The sequence below is a fragment of the Nocardioides bizhenqiangii genome (assembly GCF_034661235.1).
Taxonomy (GTDB): Bacteria; Actinomycetota; Actinomycetes; order Propionibacteriales; family Nocardioidaceae; genus Nocardioides; species Nocardioides bizhenqiangii.
Window position 1 is genome coordinate 1315576 of the sequence record NZ_CP141059.1, and the last position, 23949, is coordinate 1339524.

20 protein-coding genes are annotated in these 23949 nt (G+C 71.2%); 12 read left to right on the forward strand and 8 right to left on the reverse strand.

Translation table 11 applies throughout. From position 1 onward, the window contains the following. Positions 1-58: 58 nt before the first annotated feature. The 3 genes from SHK19_RS06485 to SHK19_RS06495 all read right to left on the reverse strand — a co-directional run bounded on the left by SHK19_RS06485 (position 59) and on the right by SHK19_RS06495 (position 3543). Positions 59-1465: an FHA domain-containing protein gene (locus SHK19_RS06485; protein ID WP_322938161.1), complete on the reverse strand. Its 1407-nt coding sequence runs from the start codon at positions 1463-1465 to the stop codon at positions 59-61. Between the two features lies 1 nt (position 1466). After that, entirely contained in the window at positions 1467-1931 is a 465-nt protein-coding gene (locus tag SHK19_RS06490; protein ID WP_322457756.1) for a hypothetical protein, read from the reverse strand. 61 nt (positions 1932-1992) lie between these two features. Further along, positions 1993-3543, reverse strand: coding sequence for an FAD/NAD(P)-binding protein (locus SHK19_RS06495; protein ID WP_322457757.1), 1551 nt, complete (start codon positions 3541-3543; stop codon positions 1993-1995). A gap of 329 nt (positions 3544-3872) precedes the next feature. On the opposite strand from SHK19_RS06495, the gene SHK19_RS06500 reads away from it, so the two are divergent. After that, complete coding sequence (locus tag SHK19_RS06500; protein ID WP_322457758.1) at positions 3873-4679, forward strand: protein kinase domain-containing protein; 807 nt, start codon at positions 3873-3875, stop codon at positions 4677-4679. Between the two features lie 96 nt (positions 4680-4775). Then, the gene (locus SHK19_RS06505) at positions 4776-6374 is read left to right on the forward strand and encodes a flagellar basal body-associated FliL family protein (RefSeq protein ID WP_322938162.1); all 1599 of its coding nucleotides are present in this window, start codon (positions 4776-4778) and stop codon (positions 6372-6374) included. A gap of 214 nt (positions 6375-6588) precedes the next feature. Here the strand turns inward: SHK19_RS06505 and SHK19_RS06510 are convergent, their stop codons facing one another. Both SHK19_RS06510 and SHK19_RS06515 read right to left on the reverse strand, forming a co-directional pair. After that, positions 6589-7494 carry a protein phosphatase 2C domain-containing protein gene (locus SHK19_RS06510; protein ID WP_322457760.1) on the reverse strand — a complete coding sequence of 302 codons (906 nt, stop codon included), beginning with the start codon at positions 7492-7494 and terminating at the stop codon, positions 6589-6591. Further along, a complete protein-coding gene (locus tag SHK19_RS06515) occupies positions 7491-8189 on the reverse strand; it encodes a vWA domain-containing protein (protein ID WP_322457761.1) in 699 nt (232 codons plus the stop codon). The genes SHK19_RS06510 and SHK19_RS06515 overlap by 4 nt, the downstream gene beginning before the upstream one ends. A gap of 123 nt (positions 8190-8312) precedes the next feature. Here SHK19_RS06515 and SHK19_RS06520 point away from each other — a divergent pair, with 123 nt between their 5' ends. From SHK19_RS06520 to SHK19_RS06545, 6 genes are all read left to right on the forward strand, one after another. Further along, a complete protein-coding gene (locus SHK19_RS06520) occupies positions 8313-9641 on the forward strand; it encodes a protein kinase domain-containing protein (RefSeq protein WP_322457762.1) in 1329 nt (442 codons plus the stop codon). 10 nt (positions 9642-9651) lie between these two features. After that, a complete protein-coding gene (locus tag SHK19_RS06525) occupies positions 9652-11484 on the forward strand; it encodes an FHA domain-containing protein (RefSeq protein ID WP_322457763.1) in 1833 nt (610 codons plus the stop codon). Between the two features lie 185 nt (positions 11485-11669). Beyond that, on the forward strand, positions 11670-13367 hold the full coding sequence (locus SHK19_RS06530; protein ID WP_322938163.1) for a S8 family peptidase: 1698 nt from the start codon (positions 11670-11672) through the stop codon (positions 13365-13367). A gap of 60 nt (positions 13368-13427) precedes the next feature. Further along, on the forward strand, positions 13428-13973 hold the full coding sequence (locus SHK19_RS06535) for a hypothetical protein (protein WP_322938164.1): 546 nt from the start codon (positions 13428-13430) through the stop codon (positions 13971-13973). A gap of 98 nt (positions 13974-14071) precedes the next feature. Then, the gene (locus SHK19_RS06540; RefSeq protein ID WP_322938165.1) at positions 14072-14791 is read left to right on the forward strand and encodes a YcnI family protein; all 720 of its coding nucleotides are present in this window, start codon (positions 14072-14074) and stop codon (positions 14789-14791) included. A 3-nt stretch (positions 14792-14794) separates the two neighbouring features. After that, positions 14795-16429 (forward strand): copper resistance protein CopC, encoded by a 1635-nt coding sequence (locus SHK19_RS06545; protein ID WP_322457767.1) that lies wholly within the window; start codon positions 14795-14797, stop codon positions 16427-16429. Here the strand turns inward: SHK19_RS06545 and SHK19_RS06550 are convergent. Then, on the reverse strand, positions 16426-17310 hold the full coding sequence (locus SHK19_RS06550) for a hypothetical protein (protein ID WP_322938166.1): 885 nt from the start codon (positions 17308-17310) through the stop codon (positions 16426-16428). The genes SHK19_RS06545 and SHK19_RS06550 overlap by 4 nt on opposite strands. 167 nt (positions 17311-17477) lie before the next feature. Between SHK19_RS06550 and SHK19_RS06555 the strand changes: the two genes are divergently transcribed. The 4 genes from SHK19_RS06555 to SHK19_RS06570 all read left to right on the forward strand — a co-directional run bounded on the left by SHK19_RS06555 (position 17478) and on the right by SHK19_RS06570 (position 22868). Further along, entirely contained in the window at positions 17478-19199 is a 1722-nt protein-coding gene (locus SHK19_RS06555; RefSeq protein ID WP_322938167.1) for a S8 family peptidase, read from the forward strand. Between the two features lie 161 nt (positions 19200-19360). Beyond that, positions 19361-20341 (forward strand): hypothetical protein, encoded by a 981-nt coding sequence (locus tag SHK19_RS06560; RefSeq protein WP_322938168.1) that lies wholly within the window; start codon positions 19361-19363, stop codon positions 20339-20341. After that, positions 20341-20919, forward strand: coding sequence for a TIGR03086 family metal-binding protein (locus SHK19_RS06565; protein ID WP_322938169.1), 579 nt, complete (start codon positions 20341-20343; stop codon positions 20917-20919). Before SHK19_RS06560 ends, SHK19_RS06565 begins: the two co-directional genes overlap by 1 nt. 11 nt (positions 20920-20930) lie before the next feature. Continuing rightward, on the forward strand, positions 20931-22868 hold the full coding sequence (locus SHK19_RS06570) for a TIGR03960 family B12-binding radical SAM protein (protein WP_322938170.1): 1938 nt from the start codon (positions 20931-20933) through the stop codon (positions 22866-22868). Positions 22869-22895: 27 nt separating this feature from the next. Here the strand turns inward: SHK19_RS06570 and SHK19_RS06575 are convergent, their stop codons facing one another. Continuing rightward, positions 22896-23651, reverse strand: a complete 756-nt coding sequence (locus SHK19_RS06575; protein WP_322938171.1) for a hypothetical protein — start codon at positions 23649-23651, stop codon at positions 22896-22898. Between the two features lie 46 nt (positions 23652-23697). Further along, positions 23698-23916, reverse strand: coding sequence for a hypothetical protein (locus SHK19_RS06580; protein ID WP_322938172.1), 219 nt, complete (start codon positions 23914-23916; stop codon positions 23698-23700). Positions 23917-23949 lie beyond the last annotated feature (33 nt).

A 23949-nucleotide genomic window follows, 5' to 3' on the forward strand; every position in this document is an offset into this window, starting at 1 on the left:
GTGGCCGCGCGGCCGAGCCTGCGAGGCCGAGACCGGGCGCATCGAGACCTCGCTGGTATCAGCTGCTGCTGCCCGCGTGGGTGTTGAACGCGAGCGTGCGGTGGCCGATCCTGATCCGGGTGCCCTGGACCAGGATGTGCTCGGCGCCGGCGGGCATCCGCTGCCAGTCCGGTGTCTTCGGCACGTGGATGAAGGTCCCGTTCGTGGAGTTGTTGTCGATGAGGACGACGTCCCACCCGCGCAGCTCGAGCCGGGCGTGCACCCGGGACACCTGGTTGGACTGGTCGATGATCGGGAGCCCGCGGAAGTCACTGCTCCTGACCCGCTCGTCCGCGTTGGGGTCGCGTCCGAGGAGGTAGGGCGTGTCCAGCTGGAACACGGAGCCGTCGTCGAGCACGACGACGCCGAGCGGCGGCCGGATGCCGTTCACCAGCACCGGCGTCTGCTGCACCATGTTGATACCGCAGACGGCGCAGAAGAGCTGACGTGGGTCGTTGAAGTGGCGGTTCTTGCAGTAGACGCCGCGCACCTCCTCCTTCGGCGACCCACCGGGCGCGTTCTCGATCACGCTCGCGTCGTCGACGATCGGCAGCGGCTCGAAGTCGTCGTCGTCGAGCTCGTCGATCAGCACCGACTGGAACTCGATCCGCTCGTCGGCCTGGGGCGGCGGCAGCGGCCGTCCCGCCGGTGCGCCCGCGTGCGGGTGGTCGTGACCGGCGTGGTCGTGGTCGTGCGCCATCGCCGGTTCCGGTGCGGCCGGCACCGGCGGCGGCGCTGGCGCTGGCGGCGGCGCCGCGGGAGCGGCGGCCGGTTCGGGCGCTGCGGGCGCCTCGGGCCAGACGGGGGACGCCGGAGTGTGGGTCATCTCGTCGAGCGGCTCCTCGCTCGTCGGCGGCGCGGCGGGCGGCGCGGCCGCCGGTTCAGCCGCAGCCGGCGCCTCCGGCGTCTCCGCCACCGGGGCCGGCATCACCATTGAGTCGCCGGTGGGAGCACCCGCCGGTACGACGAGCGCGCCGGCCTGGATGACGCCGCCGTCGAGGCGGTACGTCGACGCGGGGTCGGCCGCGTCCGCACCGGGCAGCGTCACGGTGACCTCGTCGATCGGCCAGGGGATCAGTCGCTCGACCCACGCGAGCGAGTCGGCGCCCGAGATCCGCTCGTCGCCGACGGTCACCACGACGTCGCCGTCGACGAAGACCGCGAGGCCGGTCGCGTGCGGGGCCAGCGCGGCGAAGCCCGGCGACTGGTCGACGGCCGTCGACAGCATCAACGCGTAGCCGCGCACGAGCTGCCGTCCCTGGCCGCCGTTGGCCGCCACCATCTGGGCGTGGTCGACGTACGGCCGGACGACATCGGGGTCGGTCGAGCCGACCAGGAGCACGACCGGCCCGATCCGGGCGAGGGTGCCCTCACCCGCCCCGGGAACGACGGTCGAGCGGGTCCAGTCCTCCGCTGACTGCTTCACGTCACACGATCCTTCCACCGAAGAAGCGCCACCGGATCAGCGGCACACGCATGGGTCCGTTCGTCCAGATCCAGATCACGAACCAGATCACCGAGAAGTCGATGAAGAACGCCCAGAACGCCTCGGAGGACAGGTCGCCCTCGTCGAGGCCCGGCGGCATCCCGGGGATCAGGCCGTTGTCGAAGAGCAGCCAGACCAGCGCGCCTTCGTTGATCGCAGTGATCAGGCCGAACAGCGTCGGCCAGTCCTTCTCCCAGCGGAACTGCTGGATGACGTGGTAGATCAGCTCCCAGATGATCCCGAGCACCAGCACGGTGGCCAGGATCAGGTAGGTCACCCGGTAGCTGTCCTTGTTGAAGCCGAAGCCGCCGGGGAGGAACGGCGTGATCAGGAACGTGATGATGCCGCCGAAGACGACGAGCATGAAGATCCGGGTCTGCAACCGCCCGTTCAGGGTGGGCAACATCAGAGGGCTCCTCGGCAGCTGGACGGTGCGGTCGGGACGGTCGAACGGGGGTGGGAGCGGGTCACGGCTTGCTCCCGAACAGCCACTTCCACCACTGGATCGTCGAGCGCACCGGCCCGATCCGCTTGCAGAACTTCCGCTTGGCCAGGTCCTGGTAGATCTCCTGGGCCGCGACCTGCAGTCCGAGGAAGGTGTCGACGCCCGGGAAGTAGCCACCCAGAGTGGTCGCGCCCGAGGCGTACATCGTGCCGTTGCCGTTGCGGGTGCCGATCAGCTCGAAGTTCCGGTCGACGTTGAGTCGGCCGGTCGGGTTGCGGCTCGCGCCGCCGTGCTCCAGCAGGTCCTTGAGCAGCCGGTGCTCGGCGATGTCCGCCTCCAGGCCGGTGCAGTCGATGACGAAGTCGACCTCGACCGGGACCGTGCCCTGCGCCGTGCGCACGTGGTTGACGATCCGCTCGCCGTTGGGCTGCATGTCGTCGACGGTGCCGACGAGCGCGGTGTACCAGCCCTCACGACGGCCCTGGTTCATCTGCTTCTGCCACAGCTTGCGCCAGGGCGTGTTCGTGCCGCCCATCCGCTTGTAGATCTCGGCGCGCTGCTCGCCCTCGAGCCCGCGCACCTGCTTCTTGAGCTGGCCGCCCCACACCGACTTCGGGTAGTTGAAGCCCTGGTAGGCCCAGCCGTTCTCGCCGCGACGCCGCATGAACATCCGCGTCTTGCCGCCGCCCGGACGCTGGTCCTCCTCGTTGCCGTAGCCGTCGTTGGTGCCGTGGTAGTAGGTCCGGAACAGGTGGACGATGTTGGTCTGCGCCCCGTGGAGGAGCCGGTCGTCCATCAATCGCTGGAGCACCCGCGAGGCCACGATGCCGCCGCCGCGCACCATGACGGTGCTCGGCTGCTGCATGAGGCGCTCGTACACGTGTTCATGGGCCTCGTAGGCGTTGACGATGTGACGGTAGTCGTTGTGCTCGGTCCGGTACCGCTGCAGCTCGGGCAGGAACTTGAGCCCCGGGTAGCCGACGGCGATGTGGACGTACTGGGAGCGGAACGCGATCCGCTTGGTGGCCGAAAGGCCCTCGGGCGGCGTGAGGATCGTGAAGTAGCCGCCGCCGTACCGCCGGCGCACGATCCGGACCAAGCCCTTGACCAGCATCTCGTCGTAGCCGATCCGGTTCTTCTCGCGCTCCATCGTCTCGAAGGCCTGGCCGGCCTTCGGCGTGTAGTAGTCGGAGAAGATCGGCTCGGTGAACAGACCCCAGAGGACCTTCAGGTTGAAGTTGCGGACGCCTTCGCTCAAGCCGTACGAAGGGAAGCCCCAGATGTTGTCCGGGCGCGACGCTGAGTCGGAGCGCAGCCGCTCGCCGCGGGGGATCTGGGAGACGCGGGTGAGGTACTCGTACGTCTGCCACGGGTGGTCGAGCGTCCCGAGGACCCGCATCTGCGCGGTCGGCACGCCGGCGATCCGTAGGTAGTCGACGGTCACGAAGCTTCCGATACCAGATCCGACAGTGACGAACGGGATGTCGACGATCGGGATGCCAGCGCCGGCAACCATCTCGTCGGTCCAGAAGTCGGTCGCGAGCAGCTGGTCGGTGAGATCACCGGCCGGCATCGGCTGCGCCGGAAGGTACGTGTTGGGGTCTGTGGTCGGTACCACCGAAGCTGCAGTGGGCTCGATCAACGTTCCTCCTTGGTCGTTGGGAGGTTCCGTCAGGTGCTCCGGAACGCTACACCGGCTACCCGTCGCTGCGCCCCCGAATCCTGAACGGGCAGGGCCTCAGATCGAAAACCGTTCCCGAGGATGAATCCTCGACGAGCGTCGCGGTTTTGCCCGGCCGCATCGGCGGCTCGTGCCATGCTGGGGACCTGAAGGGCGACGTCGCCCCCGTGACACGGGCAGGTGGCGCTGCCGCCCGACGAGAAGAGCCTTCGGAGGAGCGCGTGCAGGGCATCGCGGACTATGAGTTCATCCGGCCGCTGGGGGAGTCGAACTACGGCACCAACTACTTGGCGAACGCACCGGCGCGCCTCGGTATCGCGGCCGACGAGGTCGTGGTCAAGGTCATCGCCGGTCCCACGTCGGACGACGCGTTCCGGCGGGCCACACGGGAGCTGAAGCACTTCAGCGTCGCCGACTCCGACCGGCTGGTCGCGGTCTACGACGCCGGCCGGCACGGCGGGGCGTTCTACTACGCGATGGAGTACCTCCCGCTCGGGTCGCTCGAGCAGCCCAACGTCCCCCTCGACGCCGGTCGCGCCGTCGCCGCCGTACGCGATGCAGCGCTCGCCGCCCACGCGTTGCACGAGCGCGGCATCGCCCACCGTGACATCAAGCCGGCCAACATCCTGATCGCCGACGACGGCGGTCGGCTCGCCGACCTCGGCCTCTCGCAGCTGCTCTCACCGGGCATGGTGATGACCGGTCTTGGACAGATCGGCCTGGAGTTCACCGACCCGTCGATCATGCTCGGCGCCGCCGCGTCGCGCGCCAGCGACATCTGGTCACTGGGCGCCTGCCTCCACTACGCCCTCACCGGGCAGGGGGTCTACGGCGACCTGCGGAGCACCGAGCCGCTCCTGCTCGTGCGATCCATCCTGGCGTCCCAGCCGACGCTCGCTCCCGACCTGTCGCCGGCGGCCGCGGAGCTGATCAGCTCCTGTCTCGCCACGGACGTGACCGCCCGCCCGCGGACGGCTGCGGAGGTGGCCGAGCGCGCGTCGGGCATCGCGACCGGAGCCGGGGTCTGAGCAGCGGGCGGGGTGCGGCGATGACGAACTCACCGCTGCGGGGAAACTAGGATCCTCTCGCCGCTCCGGGCGACGAGCTCATCATTGGGGAGATTCATGGAACTGCACGAGAGCCTCTATGCCCTGGGACGTAGCCAGGGGCGGGAGCTGTTCAACGACGCCGACAGCTTCCGTGGCGCGCTCGACGACTACCTCGACGAGGACAGCGCGAGCACGGGTGACATCAACCTTCTCGTGGACGCGGTTCGCCTGGGCGCCTTCCAGGGCATGATGAGCATGCTCGACAGCGGCGCTGACGCCGACCGCGCGGTGAGTGAGGCCGGCAACCGGCTCGCCCGCGACCGCGGCAGCGCCGACGTCGGGGGCGCCATGTGGGCGCTCGCCGTGCTCGGCTACGCGACCGGCAAGGTCTCCGACGCCCAGGTGCGCCGCTACCGCACCCAGCACGCGTCCGCCCCCACGCCCCCGCCCGCCGGCCCGGCGACGGTCCTCCCGCCGCCCGCCCCCGGCAGCGCGCCCGCACCTCCGCCGGCCGCCCCACCCCCGGGCGCTCCGGCGCCGACCTCACCGGTGTGGCCGAGCTCCGGTCCCAACCCGAACGTCCCGGGCTCCGCGCCGGGGCCGGTCCCGGCCGCCTCCTACGGGGCGCCGCCGCCCGCGTCGTACGGCGGCTACGGCCACGCGGCACCACGGAAGAAGCGCAAGGTGTGGCCGTTCATCCTGATCGGGGCCGTCGTGCTCGCCCTGGTCGTCGGCGGGGGCATCTTCGCCGTCATCCAGCTCTCCGACGGCGACGACGACAAGGACGACCCGACCACGACCGACGGCCCCACCACCCCGACCGACACCGGTCCGGACGTGACCTTCGAGGCACTCAACGAGCGCTACCAGAGCCTGGCGGCGAGGGTGACCTCGGGCATGGACAGCTGTGCCGCGGCGCAGGCGCAGTCGGGGCAGTCGGAGAAGGTCGAGTGCACGTTCCCGCAGGGCACCCTCGTGCTCACGACGTACACCTCGGTCGGTGAGCTCCAGGCCGCCCGCCAGCGACGCCTCAACAACGCCGAGGGCACGATCGTCTCCGACGTCGAGTCCGGCGCCTACTACCGGTTCGACCCCACCGTCGCCGAGCCGGAGAGCACGGAGCCGCCGATCCTCTACTGGGACAGCCAGGCCGGGGTGCAGTCGGCCGAGCTCACCGGGGCGACCAGCGTCACCGCCGACCAGCTCGACCCGGCGTTCGTCGCGGTGTCCGCCACGGTCACGCCCCCCGACGGCCCGACCGACATCGCGGTCCAGGACTTCAACAGCCTGTTCGACATCGTCAACTGCCAGCGGATCCCGACCGAGATCGGCGGGGAGACCGAGGAGAGCGAGTGCCGGCGGTCCGGCCGCCGCACCTGGGTCGGCAAGTTCGCCAAGGTCAACGACCTGCGGCGCTACCGCAGCAACGCCAAGACGTTGGCCGAGCAGGACAACGACCTGGTCGTGGACTACTGGTACAACGACGACAACGAGAACGGCCAGCAGGACGACGACGAGCCCGAGCAGGGCAAGATCTTCGGCTACATCGAGGAGCAGGACGACGGCACCAACTACGGCGTCCTCTACATCGACGACCTGGACTGCCGCTGCTACCTCCAGATGTACGACAGGGGCCAGGCGGACCCCGAAAAGCTCTACAACCTTATTTTCTAGCGAGCGTGTCGCGGATCGTGCGGCACCGCACGGGCCATCGCTTCGCTCGGCCCGCGGGCGCCGCACGATGCGGCTTCGCCGCGGCGCGCCACGCTGCCGCTATCGCAGTCGACGCAGTGGGGGGTCGCGGCTGCTTGGCGGCTCACGGCGGTACCGCCGCTGGTTGAGGTGTGAGGCCGCCCGCGGCCGAGCCTCTAGTCCGAGGTGAAGAGCTCTATGGGCGATCGAGAGTGTTGGCGAGCTCGGGCTGGGGGAGCGAGGTCTGCCCGGGGTCGACCGGGCGCTCGCCCGCTCCCGCGCCGAGGTTGCTGCGCGCGATGATCACCATCGAGGTGTCGTCGCCGCCGATCTGCGCGGGCTCCTCCAGCCAGGCGGGCAGCTGGTCGCGGATCCAGTCGAGGCCGCGGCTGCGACCGAACTCGACGAGCTGCTCGCCGGTCTGGCGCCACCAGCCCTCGGCGTCGACGCGCGAGGTCCCGAAGCCGTCGGTGCAGAGGAACGCCAGCGCGACGTCCTCGACCCGGGTGTCGATGACGGCCGTCCGCAGGGCGCGCAACGGCTCCGGCTCGCACAGCGAGCTGGTGTGGAGGCCGTCGAGGTCCGGGTCGTCCGGCACCGCGCGGAGGGCCTCGCCCTGGTCGGTGACGAGGACGGCGTCCCCGTCGCCGATCTGGAGCACGACGAGCAGGTCACCGGAGACGGCGGCCGCGAGCAGCGTGGTGCCGTACGGACGCAACGGGTCCTGGAGCGCGGCGGCGTGCCGCTCGTCGCTCCCGTCGAACGGGTGGGCCTCGATGTGGTGGCGGACCTTGGTCGCCCAGTTGTCGACGATCGCGGTCGCGGCCGCGATCACGATGTCACCCGCGGTCTCGGGGTCGGTGAGCTCTCCGACCACCCGCCGCAGCTCCTCGACGGCACTGACGGCGGCGAGCCCGGAACCGATGTCGCTACGGAAGTGCGCCTTGTGGCCGTGGCCGTCGGCGACGGCCGCGACCGCCTGGGCGCCGTCGCTCCAGGTGAGGACGGCGTCCTGCAACGGCAGGTCGTCGCGAACGTGCACGGACCCGATCCGGGAAGCGGAGAGGACCGTCCACCCCCGCTGGTGCTGCTCGTTGCTCACCCGAGCGTGCTCCAGATCGGGTCGCCGATCGGGCTCGGCGGCACTGCGGTGAGACCGCCGCCGCCGACGACGGGCCGCGAGGCGACCTTGCTGGCGGCCTTGGACGCCCACACGATGTACTCGACCAGCTGCTCCGGGTTGTCGGCCCGCAGCAGCGGCACGTCCTCGTCGCCGATGAACCGGCGCAGCGAGTGCATGTCGGCGTCGCGACCGACCCCGAGCGCGAGCCGGACGGCGGTCGCGCCCCAGCGGTTGTTGAGCAGCGCCTGGAGGCCCTCGGCGAAGGTCGTGCCGCTGCTCTGCGTGGGACGCCCGTCGGAGACCAGGATGATCGCCGGGGGATAGGCGCTGGTGCCCTCGTCGAGGGTGGCCAGCGCGTCGGTGAGGGTGACGAGCGCACTGCCGAGCTCGGTGAACCCGCGCGGCACGGCCTCGAGGCGCTCCCAGTGGATCTGGTCGACCGGCGTCGGCTCCTCGATCACCCAGCGGGGCTCGTTGGCGAAGGCGAGGACGCGGATGAGCATCTCGGCGTGGGGGTTGGCACGGGCCTCGTCCTTGAGGTGGGGAAGCACCTCGGAGATCGCGTTGTTGAGCGCCTGGATGCGGCCGCCCCGCATCATCGAACCGGACACGTCCAGGACGAAAATGAAGTGAAGGGGCTTGCGCGCCAGGGCGCCGCCCAAGCGGTCACTCATGCCATCTCCTGATACCGGGTTTGGACGCCGCCGTCGCTGCTCAGGCTATAGATTGTCACACACGGACCCCGTTCTGGTGGGGTTCCCGCGGCGGAACGAGAGGCACGGAGGTCGGCGACACCGATGGTGCTGGCAGAGGGCGTCGAGGTCGACCTCGGTCCGCTGGGTCGCGCCCGGGTGACGTCGCTGCTCGGCCAGGGTGGCCAGGGCTACGTCTTCGAGGTACGCCGCGACACCGGTGAGCCGCTCGCGCTGAAGTGGTACAAGCCCGAGAGTGCCACGACCGAGCAGTACCAGGAGATGCAGCAGCTGGTCGAGATCGGCTCTCCGCACCGCCGCTTCCTCTGGCCGCTGAGCATGGCCCGGGTCCACAGCCAGCCGAGCTTCGGCTACGTCATGCACCTGCGCGACCCCCGCTACCTCGAGCTCAGCTACCTCTTGCTCAACGCCGACCGCGACGGCAACCCGCTCGACGTGTCGTTCTCGTCGATCATCGAGCTGTGCCGCCAGCTGAGCTACAGCTTCCTGCGACTGCACGCAAGGGGCCTCTGCTACCGCGACATCTCCTTCGGCAACGTGTTCTTCGACCCGGCCGGTGGCGACGTGCTGATCTGCGACAACGACAACGTCGGCATCGACAACGGCACCGGGAGGGTGCTGGGGACGCCGTACTTCATGGCGCCCGAGGTGGTCCGCGACACGACCTACCGGACGCTGCCCAACACCGACACCGACCGGCACTCGCTGGCGGTGCTGCTGTTCTACTCGCTGTTCCTCGGCCACCCGCTGGAGGGGAAGCGGACCGACGCCGGAGTGCGCGACGCCCACTGGCTGATGACCCACTTCGGCACCGATCCGCTGTTCTGCATGCACCCCACCAACGACGACAACCGGCCGGCGGAGATCGTCCAGCAGTACTGGGAGATCTACCCCCAGTTCCTGCGCGACCTGTTCGTGCAGGCGTTCGTCGACGGCATGAACCGGCCGGGCGCGCGGGTCACCGAGGGTCAGTGGATCAAGGCCATGGACCGGCTCCGCGACGGGCTGCTCGCCTGCCCGACCTGCGGCACCACGAACTTCTGGAGCAGCGGCGAGCCGGACCCGGTGTGCTGGCAGGATGGGACCTCGGTGCGGCCGCCGTACCTCCTCCAGGTCGGCCGGCGGACGGTCGCGGTCGGCCCGCAGGCGGCGATCCGGTCCGACCACCTCGCCTCCGGCGTGGACCACCCCGTGGTCCTCGGCGACCTCCGGCAGCACCCCCAGGCGCCGGACCGGTGGGGCCTCCACAACGCCTCCGACTTCGCCTGGCCCGTCGCCTATCCCGGCGGCCAGAGCTTCGTGCTCGAGCCCGACCGCACCATCGAGCTCGTCGCCGGCGCGCGGATCCAGATCCGCAACGCGACTGTCCAGGTACGACGGCCGGTCGCAGGTCCTCCCGGCGGTCACGCCTAGGCTGATGGCCATGTCTCCGTTGGTGGTCGAGGTGGACGGTCGGGTCCTCCGCCTCGAGGGGAAGTCCGTGATCCGGATCGGTCGTGCGATCGACGCGGAAGTCGTCCTCACCGCCGGCTCGGTCTCCCGGCAGCACGCCGAGCTCCGGCACGTGGACGGGTCCTGGGTGCTGGTCGACACCGGCAGTCAGTTCGGCACCTACGTCAACGGCACCCGCGTCGTCGAGCACACGATCAGGGGCCGGACCCAGGTCCGCTGCGGCCCCGCCGCGACCGGCTCGGAGCTGACGATCACACCCGCGTCGATGGTCGCCGAGGACGGGGCGGCCGTGCACGCGCCGGCGCCTCCTCCGCCGCCCGCGCCGGCCGAGTCGTTCGACGAGCCGACGATGCCACCGATGCCCGGCGAGCGACCGGTCGCGCAATCGCGCTTCGCGCCGCCCCCACCGCCGCCGCCCCTGCCGGCGCCAGGCCCGTCCGGCACCCACGTCGCCCGCCCGGCGAGCCCGCAGCCGCCACCGGTGATCCCGCCGGGGCTCGACCAGACCCAGGTGCTGGCCGCGCAGCCCGGTGCGGCAGCCGCGCCGGGCGTGCCGGCCCCGGTGCGCTCGGGTCCCGACCTGCTGCTCGTCGCGGAGGGCCAGGAGCACCGGTTCCGCCACCCGGCTCAGATCACCATCGGCCGGCACCCGGACTGCACCGTCGTCCTCAAGGATCCCGCGGCCTCACGCATGCACGGGACGGTGGCCAGCACCCCCGGCGGGTGGACCTACACCAACCAGTCCAACGAGGGCACCTTCCAGGCCGGACGACGAGTCACCTCCACGAAGTTCGACGACCGCACCGAGCTGCGGCTCGGCCATCCGGTCGCCGGCCCGCAGCTCACCCTCGTGCCGATCTTCTCGGCCGCGGAGGAGGAGAAGCGGATCGCGCGACGCCGGCTCGGACGCAACCTGCTCTTCGCGGGCATCGCCGCCGGCGTGCTCGTCCTGATCCTCGGTATCGCAGCGGTCGCGGTGGTCCTGAGCCGGGACGACGACGACCCGGACCGGGGCGCGGACGACCCCGCCTCCTCGGCGCCGACCGGCGGTCAGACCGACGGAACCGGCTCGACCGACGACCTGACCGATGCGGAGCTCGACGCCGCGAAGGCCGCCACCGTCAAGATCATCGCGCAGAGCCACGCGCTCGAGGCACCCGACCAGGAGTTCGTCTACGCCGGCTCCGGCTCGATCATCCGCGAGGACGGCCTGATCCTGACCAACGCCCACGTCGCCGCGCCCGAGACGCCGGGCGTCGTCGAGACCTACGGGCCCGAGGCCGCGATCGCGAACCCCGAGTTCCTGCTGATCTCGCTGACCGACGGCGCGACCGACACCAACGCGCCACCGGAGTATCGCGCGCGGGTCGTGGTCGCTGACGGAGTCGCCGACGCGGCGGTCATCCAGATCTACGCCAACGCCGACGGCAGCGAGCTCGACGGCGAGCTGGCGTTGCCGACCGTCCCGATCGGCGACTCTGCCGACGTCCGGGCCGGCGACGACGTCACCGTGCTCGGGTTCCCCGCGGTCGCCGGGTCGGGAGACTCGATCACCGTGACCAGCGGGCTGATCTCCACGGTGATCAACAACCCCGACCTCGGTCCCAACTCCGAGTTCGACACCGACGCCCGGATCGCCCCCGGCAACTCCGGGGGCATGGCCATCGACAACGACGGCGTCCTGATCGGGCTCCCTACCGCCCTGGAGTTCGACCCGAGCAACACCGGCGTCGTCAGCGGACGGATCCGCGCGATCGACGTGGTGCGGGACCTGATCGAGAGCGCAGAGGCGCAGGTCGGCTGATCCCCGGCGGCGACCCTCGCCTGCCGTCGCGCGAGGCAATTCATTCATACGGATGATCTTTCGGCGGGAACCGAGGATTCTGCTGCCAACCGCGGCGGGCGGTGCAACCATCGGAGCCGATTCCAGCAGCCAGGGCGCGTTCGGAGAGCCCTCAATCGGTGGGAGCCCCGCTCATGCTCAACCCCTTGCGCGCACGGACAGGTGCGCTGCGGCTCGTGGCCGCCCTTCTCGTCGCCGGCGGACTCTCCGCCGTCACCCACGACTCGGCGGCCGGCGTGCCCGAGCGCCAGCGCGACGATGACCGCGCCACCTCGACCGACGAGCGCGCCGGCCGGGTGATCCAGGGTCAGTACATCGTGGTCATGAAGAAGCGGGTGGGTACCGCCGCGACCCGCGACGCTCGCAGCGACGTCGTCCGGGGTGGCGGCGACATCCTGTTCGACTACGGCGACGTCCTCGACGGATTCGCGGCCCGGCTTCCCGAACGCGCGCTCCAGGCCCTCGAGAACAATCCCAACGTCGCGTACGTCGAGGCGGACCGGACCGTGGTCGCGCTCGGCGACCAGTACGACCCCCCGTGGGGGCTGGACCGGATCGACCAGCGCGCCAGGGGCCTCAGCCGCTCCTACCACTACGACACGACCGGCGCAGGGGTGAAGGCCTACATCGTCGACAGCGGTATCCGGCGCACGCACGCGCAGTTCGGCACCAGGGCGAGCCACGGCTTCACCGCGATCAACGACGGGCGCGGCTCGCGCGACTGCAACGGCCACGGCACGCACGTCGCGGGCACCGTCGGCAGCAACGCCTATGGCGTCGCGAAGAAGGTCAACCTGGTCGCGGTCCGGGTGCTCGACTGCGAGGGCAACGGGTCGAACGCCGGCGTCATCGCCGGAATCGACTGGGTCACCGGCGACCACCAGGCCGGCCAGCCCGCGGTCGCGAACATGAGCCTCGGCGGCCCGTTCTCCAACGCGGTGAACACCGCCGTGGCGAACTCGATCGCCGACGGTGTCTCCTTCGTCGTCGCGGCCGGCAACGACAACATCGACGCGTGCACCGTCTCGCCCGCGAGTGCCCCCGCGGCGCTCACGGTGGGCGCGACGACCTACACCGACGCGCGGGCGTCGTACTCCAACTGGGGCACCTGCCTCGACCTGTTCGCCCCGGGATCGCAGGTGCTCTCGACCTACGCGACGTCCGACAGCGGGCTGCACATCGAGAACGGCACGTCGATGGCCAGTCCGCACGTCGCAGGCGTGGTCGCGACCTACCTCCAGGCCAACCCGGCGGCGAGCCCGGCCACCGTCGCCAATGCGGTCCTCAACAGCGCGACCCCCGACAAGGTGACCAACGTCGGCGTCGGATCGCCCAACAGGCTGCTTTACTCCAAGTTCGACAGCACCAACACCTCACCGCCGCCGCCGGGGTCGACGAACCGGGTCAAGCAGCCCGGCTTCGAGTCCGGCCCCGGCGTCTGGCAGGGCACGGAGTGGTCCATCAACTGCGACGACGGCGACCCGGTCGCCCGGAACGGCAAGTGCCACGTCTGGCTCAGGGGCTACGGCACGGCGGGGACCGACCAGCTGAGCCAGCGGGGCATCGTGCTCCCCGCCGCGGCGAAGACGCTGCGGTTCCACACCTGGATCGCGAGCGCCGAGACCGGCAGCACCGCCTTCGACAAGCTGTTCGTGCGGGTGGTCGCCAACGGCACGACCACCACCGTCAAGACGTTCTCGAACCTGAACGAGTCGACGGGCTACGTCCAGCGCTCGATCCCGTTGGGGGCCTTCAAGGGGAAGACGATCGAGCTGCGGTTCGTCGGGGTCGAGGACTCCTCGCGCGCGACCTCGTTCCTCATCGACAACGTGTCGATCAGCTGATCGTTCCCGGGACCGCCGGTCGGCGCACGGCGCCGACCGGCGGTCCGGCATGATGACCGGGTGCTGATCCTGCGCAGGGTGCCCCGTACCGGGATGCGCCTGTCCGCAGGGCTCACCGCCGTCGAGACCACCGTTGCGCCGGCGATCGCCCACACGGCAGCGGGCGGCGTGCTGCCGTCGGCGGGCTGGCTGCTCACGATCGGCGCGACGGCCTACGGCGCCGGCGTTCTGGTGCTGAGCGGCCGGGCGCCGGTGCGCGTGATGCTGCCGGTGCTCGTCGGGTTGCAGGTGCTCCTGCACGCCTGGCTGGTCGCGCTCACCGAGGGCGCCGGTGCGCACTCGCACGGGTCGGCCGCAGAGGCGGTGCTCGGCCTGACCTGGCCGATGCTGCTCGCCCACGTCGCGGCCGGCCTCGTCGCCGCGGTCGCCTGGGCGCTGCGTCGGCGCGCGGTCGACGTGCTGCTCGGGTGGGCGGACACCACGGCTCCTGCCATCCGGCACCGTTCGCGGGTCGCCGCCGGTCGCAGCAGGCCGACGCCGGCCGGTCGCTCGGTGTCGGCGCTGCCGACCCGCGGCCCACCTCGGGCGCTGCCTGCGGCCGCCTGACCGGACCTGCCGGACTGTTCCTGCCGGGTCGGTGGGTCGGCCGTGCCTGCTCGCGCGCACCGCACCCGAACCTCAGACCCTCCAGACAAGGAACACCCATGCACATCCGACCTATCGCTCTCCCCGCTGCCGGCGCTGCCGGCGCCCTCGCCCTGGCCGTCGCCCCGGCATCAGCACACGTGACGATCACGCCCGACACGACAGCGGCCGGTGCCTATGCCGTGCTGACCTTCAGCGCCGGGCACGGTTGCGACGGCTCGCCGACGACCACGGTCGCCATCGACATGCCGGACCAGGTCTACGCCGTCACGCCCACCCGCAATCCCTACTGGACCGTGGAGAAGGTGATGGCGGACCTCGACGAACCCATCACGGATGCCCACGGCAACGAGATCACCGAGCGGGTCGACCAGGTGGTCTACGAGGCCCGGACGCCACTGCCGGACGGGCAGCGCGACACGTTCGAGCTCTCGCTCCAGCTGCCCGACGCGGCTGGCGAGACGCTCGTGTTCCCGGTCGTGCAGACCTGCGAGGAGGGGGAGAACCCCTGGATCGAGACGCCCGCCGAGGGCCAGGACCCGGAGGAGCTGGAGTTCCCGGCGCCGACGGTGACGATCACCGAGGCCGAGGCCGAGGGTGACAGCCACCGGGCGGGCGCCTCGGACGAGGAACCGGCCGAACCCGCCGCGTCCGCAGAGGGCACCGGCGGCGACGAGGAGGACGAGGACGGCAACGGCCTCGCGCTGGCCGGTCTCGGCACCGGTGTGGCCGGCATCGTCGTTGGCGGTATCGCTCTGGCGCGGAGCCGGAAGGCGTAGCCCTTGATCGGACGTGTGCTGGCGGCGGCGCTGCTCGCCGGGCTCCTCGTGGGCTCGGCGGCCGCGCCGGCGTCGGCGCACGCCTCGCTGGTCTCGACGGACCCGGCCGAGGGCGCGGTGGTGGCCGAGGCACCGGGTGCGGTCACGTTCACCTTCAGCGAGCCGGTGTCGCTGGCGGGTGACTCGCTCCAGGCCTATGACGCCGCGGGCGAGCCGGTCGACGTCGACGCGTCCGCTCGCGGCGAGGTGGTGACCGCCGACCTCCCCGACGACCTTGCCGACGGCACCTACGTGGTGGCCTGGCGGGTCGTGTCGTCGGACGGACATCCGGTCGCCGGCTCGCTGACGTTCCACGTCGGTGCGCCGAGCGAGACCGTCGTACCGCCCCGTGACGTCCCGGCGACGGACGACACGTCGATGCGCGCCGTCGCGAGCGTCGTGCAGGCGCTGTCCTACGTCGCCCTGCTGCTCGCCGGAGGCCTCACCATCTTCCTTTCCTGGACCTCCCGCGGGATCCGCCTGCACGACGGCGTACGACGACGGCTGCTGCTGCTCCAGCGGGGCTCGGCTCTCACAGCCGTGCTCGTCACCGCGGTCGCGGTCGTGGTCTCCGGTGCCTACCAGCGCGGTGCCGGCATCGATGGGCTGTTCGAGGCGGCGTCGATCGACCCGGAGCTGGTCGGGGACGACCTCACCGTGCTCACCCTCCAGGTGATCGGCCTCGGCCTCGCCGTCCTCATGGCGGGTCGCACGACCCCGTCGTTGGCCGGTGACGTCGGAGCCGGGCTGGCGGTCTGGTCACCGGCCCTGGTCGGCCACACGCGCTCCTACGAGCCGGTGTCCCTCCTGGTCCTCACCGACGCCCTTCACCTCAGCGCGGGTGCGGTCTGGCTCGGCGGCCTGGTGGGGCTGGCCGTCGTGCTGCCGTCGCTCGCGGGGCGCGAACGCGACGGTGCGCTCGTGCTGAGCCGGTTCTCGACCGTGGCTGCCGTCCTGCTCGGCGTCCTCGCCGGGGCGGGGGTGCTGCTCGGCTGGCGGATCCTCGGGTCCTGGAGCGGGCTGTGGGAGACCACCTACGGGCGGCTGCTGCTGGTCAAGGTCGCGATCGCGCTCGTCGTCGGCGCCGTCGCTGCCTTCAACCGCTACCGCGTGCTGCCGCGTGTCGGCGCGGGCCCGCACGAGGCCCGGCGTCGCGCGACGTACGCCGTGCGCCGCGTCGTCGTCCTCGAGGCGGCACTCCTGGTCGCGCTGCTGGGCGTCACCGGCTTCCTGGTCGAGCAGCCGCCGCGCGCCGAGTCCGCTGCGGTCCCGGTGGCGCCGACCTCCGAGGTCGCGCGCGCCGTCGTCGGCGAGCTGCAGGTGCTCGCGGTGCTCGACGAGGAGCCGGGTCGTCAGCGGCAGCTGCTGGTGCAGGTGCAGGACCTGGCTGGCGAGCCGGTCGACCTGGCGGAACGGCCCACGGTCTCGCTCCGCTCGGCCGACGTCGACCTCGGCACGGTGCCGGTCACGCCGACGGGTGCGGGCACCTTCCAGGCCACCGTCACCTTCCCGGAGCCGGGGGAGTGGGAGGTGCAGGTCAGCCTGCGGGTCGACGAGTTCGACAACCCGGTCACGACGCTCACGGTCGACGTGCCCTAGGTGATCGTCGCGGTGATCGGCACTGTGTGCACGATCCCGTCCACGCGCACCTGCACGAAGAGCCGGTAGTCGCCTGCCCGCTCGAACGCCGTGTGGAAGGTCAGCTCCGCCCCGTCGTCGGTGATCTCGGGTTCGCCGTAGGGGTGCACGTGGACGAACAGCTGGTCGCGAGCGCGGTCGGCGATCCGGAAGCCGGACACGTGCGCCGTCGTACCCAGGTAGGAGCCGAGGGTGACCGGGCGGCCGTCGGGCGTGCTCACGACCAGCCGCAGCCGCCCGTCCGCTCCGACCCGGCCGGCGCCGTCGACGCGGACCCGCACCGAGCCGTCGGTGCCCTCACCCTCCCTCGGCACCGGCCTCGGAGCGCCCGCCGGGCGCTGGAGCACCTGTTTGCCGAGCACCACCGGTCGGTCCGCGTCCGACGGCAGGAAGTCCGCGATCACCCGGTAGCCGCCCGCCTCGGCGAGGTCCACCGGCACCGTCCAGGTCCCGTCGTCGGCGAGGGTCGGGTGCACGTGCCGGTAGACCGAGAAGTCGGTGCGCACGACGTACAGGTGCATCAGCTTGGTCTGCTGCTCCGCGTAGTCGGTGACCGGCCGGCCCTCCGGACCGAGGATCCGGAAGCTCATCTCGCCGGGCCCATCGGTCCGCGTCGGAACCCGGAGGTCGGCGATCCGGTAGCCGCCGGCGCTGGCGCGGGTGCCGTCGCCGACCGGGTCGGCGTCGCTCTCGCCGGGTGCGTGGGTGTGGTCGGCACCTTCGGCCGGTGGGTTCACGACGATCCGATCGGTGTCGGCGGCCGGCTCCTCGCTCGTGCAGCCTCCGGCGAGCAGCGCAGCGACGACGGCCGAGGAGCAGAGCCAGGGGGAGGGGCGACGCACCCGGCCATTCTGCCGGGGTGCCCTGACCGTCCGTTCAGGAAGGTGCAGTGCAAGAAGTTGGGCGTAGGCGGCGGGAACACGCCGTCACTAGTTTCCGCGAGGGTGCCCGATCGGGCGCCCGAGGCCGCGGCCCTACCCGGGCTGCCCGAACCACCAAGGTGACTCACATGTCAACAGCACAACCCCGCGCCATCGCGCGGGCGATCGCCACGGCAGCAGTGGCGCTCGCAACCGGAGGTGCCCTCGTCGGCACCGCCTCCCCGTCCGGCGCCGCCCCCGGGGCTCCGGCCAACCATCCGCTCAGCGTGCAGGACGACGACCTGGCGCCCGTCGTCGGGCGCTCAGCCCCCGGCGCGGTCGACGGCCGCTACATCGTCGTGCTCAACCAGCAGGCGTCCCGCACCGTCGCGGCGGACGCCCGTCGGGTGGCCGTCGACAAGGGCGGCCGGATCACGCACCAGTACCGGACCGCGCTCAACGGGTTCTCGGCGAAGCTGCCGGACCGGGCGGTCCAGGCGCTGCGGGCCAACCCGGCGGTCGCCTACATCGAGGCCGACCGCCGCGTCTCGATCGACGGAGACCAGGCGGGCGCCACCTGGGGTCTCGACCGGGTCGACCAGCGCAACCTGCCGCTGAACTCGAACTACCACTACGACGCCACCGGTTCGGGCGTGAAGGCCTACATCATCGACACCGGCGTGCTCACGACGCACAGCGAGTTCACCGGCCGCACCGCCGCGGGCTACTCCGCGATCGGCGGCACTCCCACCGACTGCAACGGGCACGGCACCCACGTAGCGGGCACCGTCGGCGGCACGACGTACGGCGTCGCCAAGGCGGTCACGATCATCCCCGTCCGGGTGCTCGACTGCAGCGGCAACGGGACCGACTCCGGCGTCATCGCGGGCATCGACTGGGTCACCTCCCACCACACCAGCGGTCCCGCGGTCGCCAACATGAGCCTCGGCGGCGGCGTCTCGACGGCGCTCGACACGGCGGTCGCCAACTCGATCAACGACGGCGTCTTCTACGCCGTGGCGGCCGGCAACGACTACGGCGCCAACGCCTGCAACGGCTCGCCGTCGCGGGTCGCAGCCGCGGTCACCGTCGGCTCCACGACCAGCACCGACGCACGCTCGGACTTCTCCAACATCGGCTCGTGCCTCGACATCTTCGCGCCGGGCTCGAGCATCAAGTCGGCCTGGTACACCTCGAGCACCGCGACCAACACCATCAGCGGCACGTCGATGGCGACCCCGCACGTCGCCGGCGCCGCGGCGCTCTACCTGCAGGCCCACGCCGCTGCGTCACCGTCGTCGGTCTCGACCTGGCTGACGTCCAACGCGACCACGGGCAAGGTGACCAACCCGGGCACCGGCTCGCCGAACCGCCTGCTCCACACCCTCGAGGGCGGCACGCCCGAGCCCCCGCCGCCGACCGGCAACCTGCTGGTGAACCCCGGCTTCGAGTCGGGCAACACCGGTTGGAGCTCGACCTCCGGCGTGATCACCAGCTCGACCAGCCGGCCGGCGCGGACCGGGTCCTGGAAGGCGTGGCTCAACGGATACGGCTCGAGCACCACCGACACGCTCAGCCAGAACGTCACCCTCCCGGCGAGCGGCACCAAGACGCTGGCGTTCTACGTGCGGATCGACTCGGCCGAGACGACCACGTCGACGGCGTACGACACGCTCCGCGTGCAGGTCGTCTCGGGTGGTACGACGACCACGCTCGCGACGTACTCCAACCTCAACAAGGGCTCGTCCTACGTCCTGAGGTCCTTCAGCCTCGCCGCCTACGCGGGGCGGACGGTGACGGTGAAGTTCACCGGCACCGAGGACTCCAGCCTGCAGACGAGCTTCGTCATCGACGACGCGTCCGTGAGCTAGTACACCCGCCACGCACAGAGCCGCGGGCGAAGCCTCGCGGCGAGCCGACCCGGCGCAAATCTTGCCCTCGCGAGCGAAGCGAGCCGCCTCGAGATCTGCGCCGGGTCGGCGAGCGAGGCTGCGCGCTGGCGTCTGCCCGCGCTGGAGAGCACCATGGGCACATGGCGGCGCAGATCGACCGGGCCGTGCTCGACTCGGCGACTGCGCACGGAGACCTGGGGGAGGACGGGCGGTCGGGCGCCGCCCTCCGGCGGCTCACCCTCGCTGACGGGCGCCGGGTCGTTGTCAAGCGCTACGACCCAGGCACGGACCTGGTCATGCAGATGATCGGCGACGACCACGGCCGCGAGGTCGAGCTCTACCTCGACGGCGTACTTGACGACCTGCCGCCGACCGTGAGGCATCCGATCCTCAATGCGTGGTACGACGACGAGGGCAACGGGGTCGTCGTGATGCGCGACCTCGGCGACGCGGTGCTGACGTGGGATCGCCTCCTTTGCCCCACCCAGGTCCGGGTGGTCCTCGGGGGTCTCGCCGACCTCCACGATGCGTTCCGCGACCGCACCGCTCCGACACCGACCGCGCTCGGCACGGTTGTCAGCATCTTCGAACCCGACCGGATCCGGCGTTTCGCCGGCAACGGCCTCGTCGACGCCGCGCTGCGCGGGTGGGAGCACTTCGCGGAGGTCGCCCCCGGCGAGGTGGGGCAGCGGGTGCTCGCTCTCGCTCACGACGGCAGCTCCCTTGTCCGCGCGATGGAGACGCGGAGGCAGACCCTGCTGCACGGCGACGTCGCGACCGTGAACCTGGCGTTGGAGTCCCACGGCCTGACGCTCTTCGACTGGGGCGTTGCGACGGTCGGGCCGGCCGAGCTCGACGTCGGCCGGCTCCTGGTCGGCTGTGCCCACGTCTTCGACCTGTCGTTCGACGAGTTCCTCGCCCTCCAGCGCGACGTGGCGGGCGCCGCCCACGACGAGGCCTCGCTGGAGCTCGGGCTGCTGGCCGGTCTCACCTGGCTCGGGTGGAACAAGGCCCTCGACATGGTGGAGCACCCCGACGAGGGCGTACGCGCCCGCGAGCGAGCAGGACTGGACTGGTGGCTGGCGCAGGCCGGCCGAGCCTTCGAGAGAGGACTGGTGTGATGGAAACCGAGGAGATGCACCGCAGGACCGTCGACTGGTGGCGGTCGTGCGTCGAAACCGTCGGCGAGGACGAGTGGGGGGCGCCGACCCCGTGCGCGAGCTGGGACGTGCGGAAGCTGGTCAACCACGTGGCCGGCGAGGACCTGTGGACCGTGCCCCTGCTGGAGGGGAGCACGATCGAGGACGTCGGCGACCGGTTCGACGGAGACGTGCTGGGTGACGATCCCGTGGACTCCGCCCGGTCCGCAGCCGGGTCCGCGGTGACAGCCGTCGCCGACCTGCTGCCGCAGCGCGACACCGTGCACCTGTCGTACGGGGAGGAGCGGGCCGACGAGTACATCTGGCAGCTCGCGGCCGACCACCTGATCCACGGATGGGACCTCGCGGTGGCGACCGGCGGCGACACCCGGCTCGACCCGGAGCTCGTCGCCGCGCTCGACGAGTGGTACTCCTCGCGCGAGGAGATGTATCGCGGCGCCGGGGCGGTCGGCGCGCGGGTCGCTCTCAACGGCGACGCGCAGCACGACCTGCTGGCGCGCTTCGGTCGCGATGAGGACTGGGCGCCAACCGCCTCGTAGACTCGACTCCTATGCCTGAGTCGCTCTTCCCCCTCCTCGAGCCGCATCTGCTGTCGGTGTCCAAGCCGATCCAGTACGTCGGCGGCGAGCTCAATTCCGTGAGCAAGGAATGGGACTCCACCGAGGTCCGCTGGGCGCTGATGTATCCGGACGCCTACGAGGTCGGCCTTCCCAACCAGGGCGTCCAGATCCTCTACGAAGTCCTCAACGAACGGCCCTGGATCCTCGCCGAGCGCACCTACGCGGTGTGGCCGGACATGGAGGCGGTGATGCGGGAGAAGCGGATCCCGCAGTTCACGGTGGACGGCCACCGGCCGGTGGGCGCGTTCGACCTGTTCGGCGTGAGCTTCTCCACCGAGCTCGGCTACACGAACATGCTCAATGCGCTCGATCTCGCCGGCATCCCGATCCACGCGGTCGACCGCACCGACGAGCACCCAGTCGTGATCGCGGGCGGTCACGCAGCGTTCAACCCCGAGCCGATCGCCGACTTCCTCGATGCGGCCGTCCTGGGAGACGGTGAGGAGGTCGTTCTCGCGATCTCGGAGGTCGTCCGCGAGTGGAAGGGCGAGGGCTCGCCGGGCGGGCGGGAGGAGCTGCTCCGTCGGCTCGCCGTGAGCGGTGCCGTCTACGTGCCGCAGTTCTACGACGTGTCGTACGACGCCGACGGGCAGATCGCCGCCGTGCTCCCCAATCGGCCGTGGGCCCCTGAGCGCGTCCGGAAGCACACGCTGATGGACCTCGACTCGTGGCCCTACCCGGCCAACCCGCTGGTGCCGTTGGCGGAGACCGTGCACGAGCGGTTCAGCGTCGAGATCTTCCGCGGCTGCACGCGGGGCTGCCGGTTCTGCCAGGCCGGCATGATCACCCGACCCGTGCGCGAGCGCTCGATCGAGACGATCGGCGCGATGGTGGACAACGGCGTGAAGAAGACCGGCTTCGAGGAGGTCGGCCTGCTGTCCCTGTCGAGCGCCGACCACACCGAGATCGGTGAGGTGGCAAAGGGCCTGGCCGACCGCTACGAGGGGTCCAACGTCTCGCTGTCGCTGCCGTCGACCCGGGTCGACGCGTTCAACATCACCCTGGCCAACGAGTTCTCCCGCAACGGCCGGCGCTCCGGTCTGACCTTCGCGCCCGAGGGCGGCAGCGAGCGGATGCGGAAGGTGATCAACAAGATGGTCACCGAGGAAGACCTGATCCGCACCGTCGCGACGGCGTACTCCCACGGCTGGCGCCAGGTGAAGCTCTACTTCATGTGCGGTCTCCCGACCGAGACCGACGACGACGTGCTGCAGATCGCCGAGCTCGCCAAGAAGGTGATCGCCAAGGGCCGGGAGGTCTCGGGCCGCAACGACATCCGGTGCACCGTGTCGATCGGCGGTTTCGTCCCCAAGCCGCACACGCCGTTCCAGTGGGCGGCACAGCTGGACGTCGAGACGACCGACCGGCGCCTGCGCGAGCTGCGCGAGACGGTGCGGGCCGACAAGCGCTACGGCCGCGCGATCGGCTTCCGCTACCACGACGGCAAGCCCGGCATCATCGAAGGCCTCCTCTCCCGTGGCGACCGCCGGGTCGGCGGGATCATCGAGCAGGTCTGGCGCGACGGCGGGCGCTTCGACGGCTGGAGCGAGCACTTCTCCTACGACCGCTGGGTCGCGGCGGCCGAGACCGCGCTCGACGGCACCGCCGTCGACCTCGACTGGTACACCACCCGTGACCGTGACTACGACGAGGTGCTGCCCTGGGACCACCTCGACTCCGGTCTCGACAAGGACTGGCTGTGGTCGGACTGGGAGGACGCCCTCGCTGTGGCCTCGGGCGAGTCCGACGTCGAGGTCGAGGACTGCCGCTGGACGCCCTGCTACGACTGCGGGGTCTGCCCGGAGATGGGCACCGAGATCCAGATCGGCCCCACCGGCCAGACGCTGCTGCCGCTCTCAGTCGTCTGAGGACGGCTCAGAGACCGGGATCCGGGCTCACGGCAGGAAGCCGCGGATCTGGCCGCCGTCGGCGCGGACCACGAGACAGGCGACCTTGTCGCCGGTGCTCGGCGTCCGGCTCTGGGTGAACGCAAGCAGGAAGTGCGTGTTGCCCCTGAACAGCTGCTTCTGCGCCCGGGAGAAGTTCTGGGTGCAGTGGAGGTCGATCTGGCTGCTGTCGTCGAACTCGTACGCCGCCGCTTCCTGCTCGTCGAGCACCTTGACCTCGAGCACCTGTGCCGCGTGGGACGTGGAGCAACCGACCACCTCGACGTTGCTGATCCCTTCGTCGGTGCTCGGGTCGAAACCGGCGCCGATGAGGCACTGGCCCGCTTGGAGGTCGTTGGCGAAGACGTCCACCACCATCTGCTCCTCCTCGACCGGCGCCTGCTGCTGGTCCGTGTCGTACGACGTGCCGCCGTCGCCCGAGAGCGCGCCGAAGATGCCGCCGATGCCTCCGCCGCACGACGCGAGCAGGATCCCGAATCCGACGACCCATCCGACCCAACGGTGCTTGGTCGGTGTCGTGGTGACGAACGAGACCATCGAGGTGCCGGACGACTGGCCGTACGGGACCTGCGGAGCACCGCTGTACGGGACCTGCGGAGCACCGCTGTACCGGACCTGCGGAGCACCGCCGTAGGGGACGAACGGCTCCGGGGCGGCGTCGGCCGGCTCGTCGTCGGGCGTGGCGTCCGGTTGGTACGGCGTGAAGCCGCCCGCGTCGCCGTACGGATCCTGGCCCTGGCCCACGAACCGCAGCGTAGGGCCCCGGGCGACGCCCAGGGCGGCTTTCGGCTCAGCCGGCCCGGCCCAGCACCTCGGCAGCGGAGACGGCGCCGTGGCGGTCCTCGATCGCGTCCGCCAGCTGGCGGACCTCGTCCTCGCTGACCTCGACCCCGACCTCGTCGACGCCGCGGCGCAGCTCTTCGGCGACGGTGTCTTCGGTCGCGCCGTCCTGCCAGGAGGTCACCCGGTCGACGACGGCCTGGATTGCTTCCATCCTCTCGTCTGTCATGCCGCGGCGGTACCCGATGTCCTGGGTGCAATC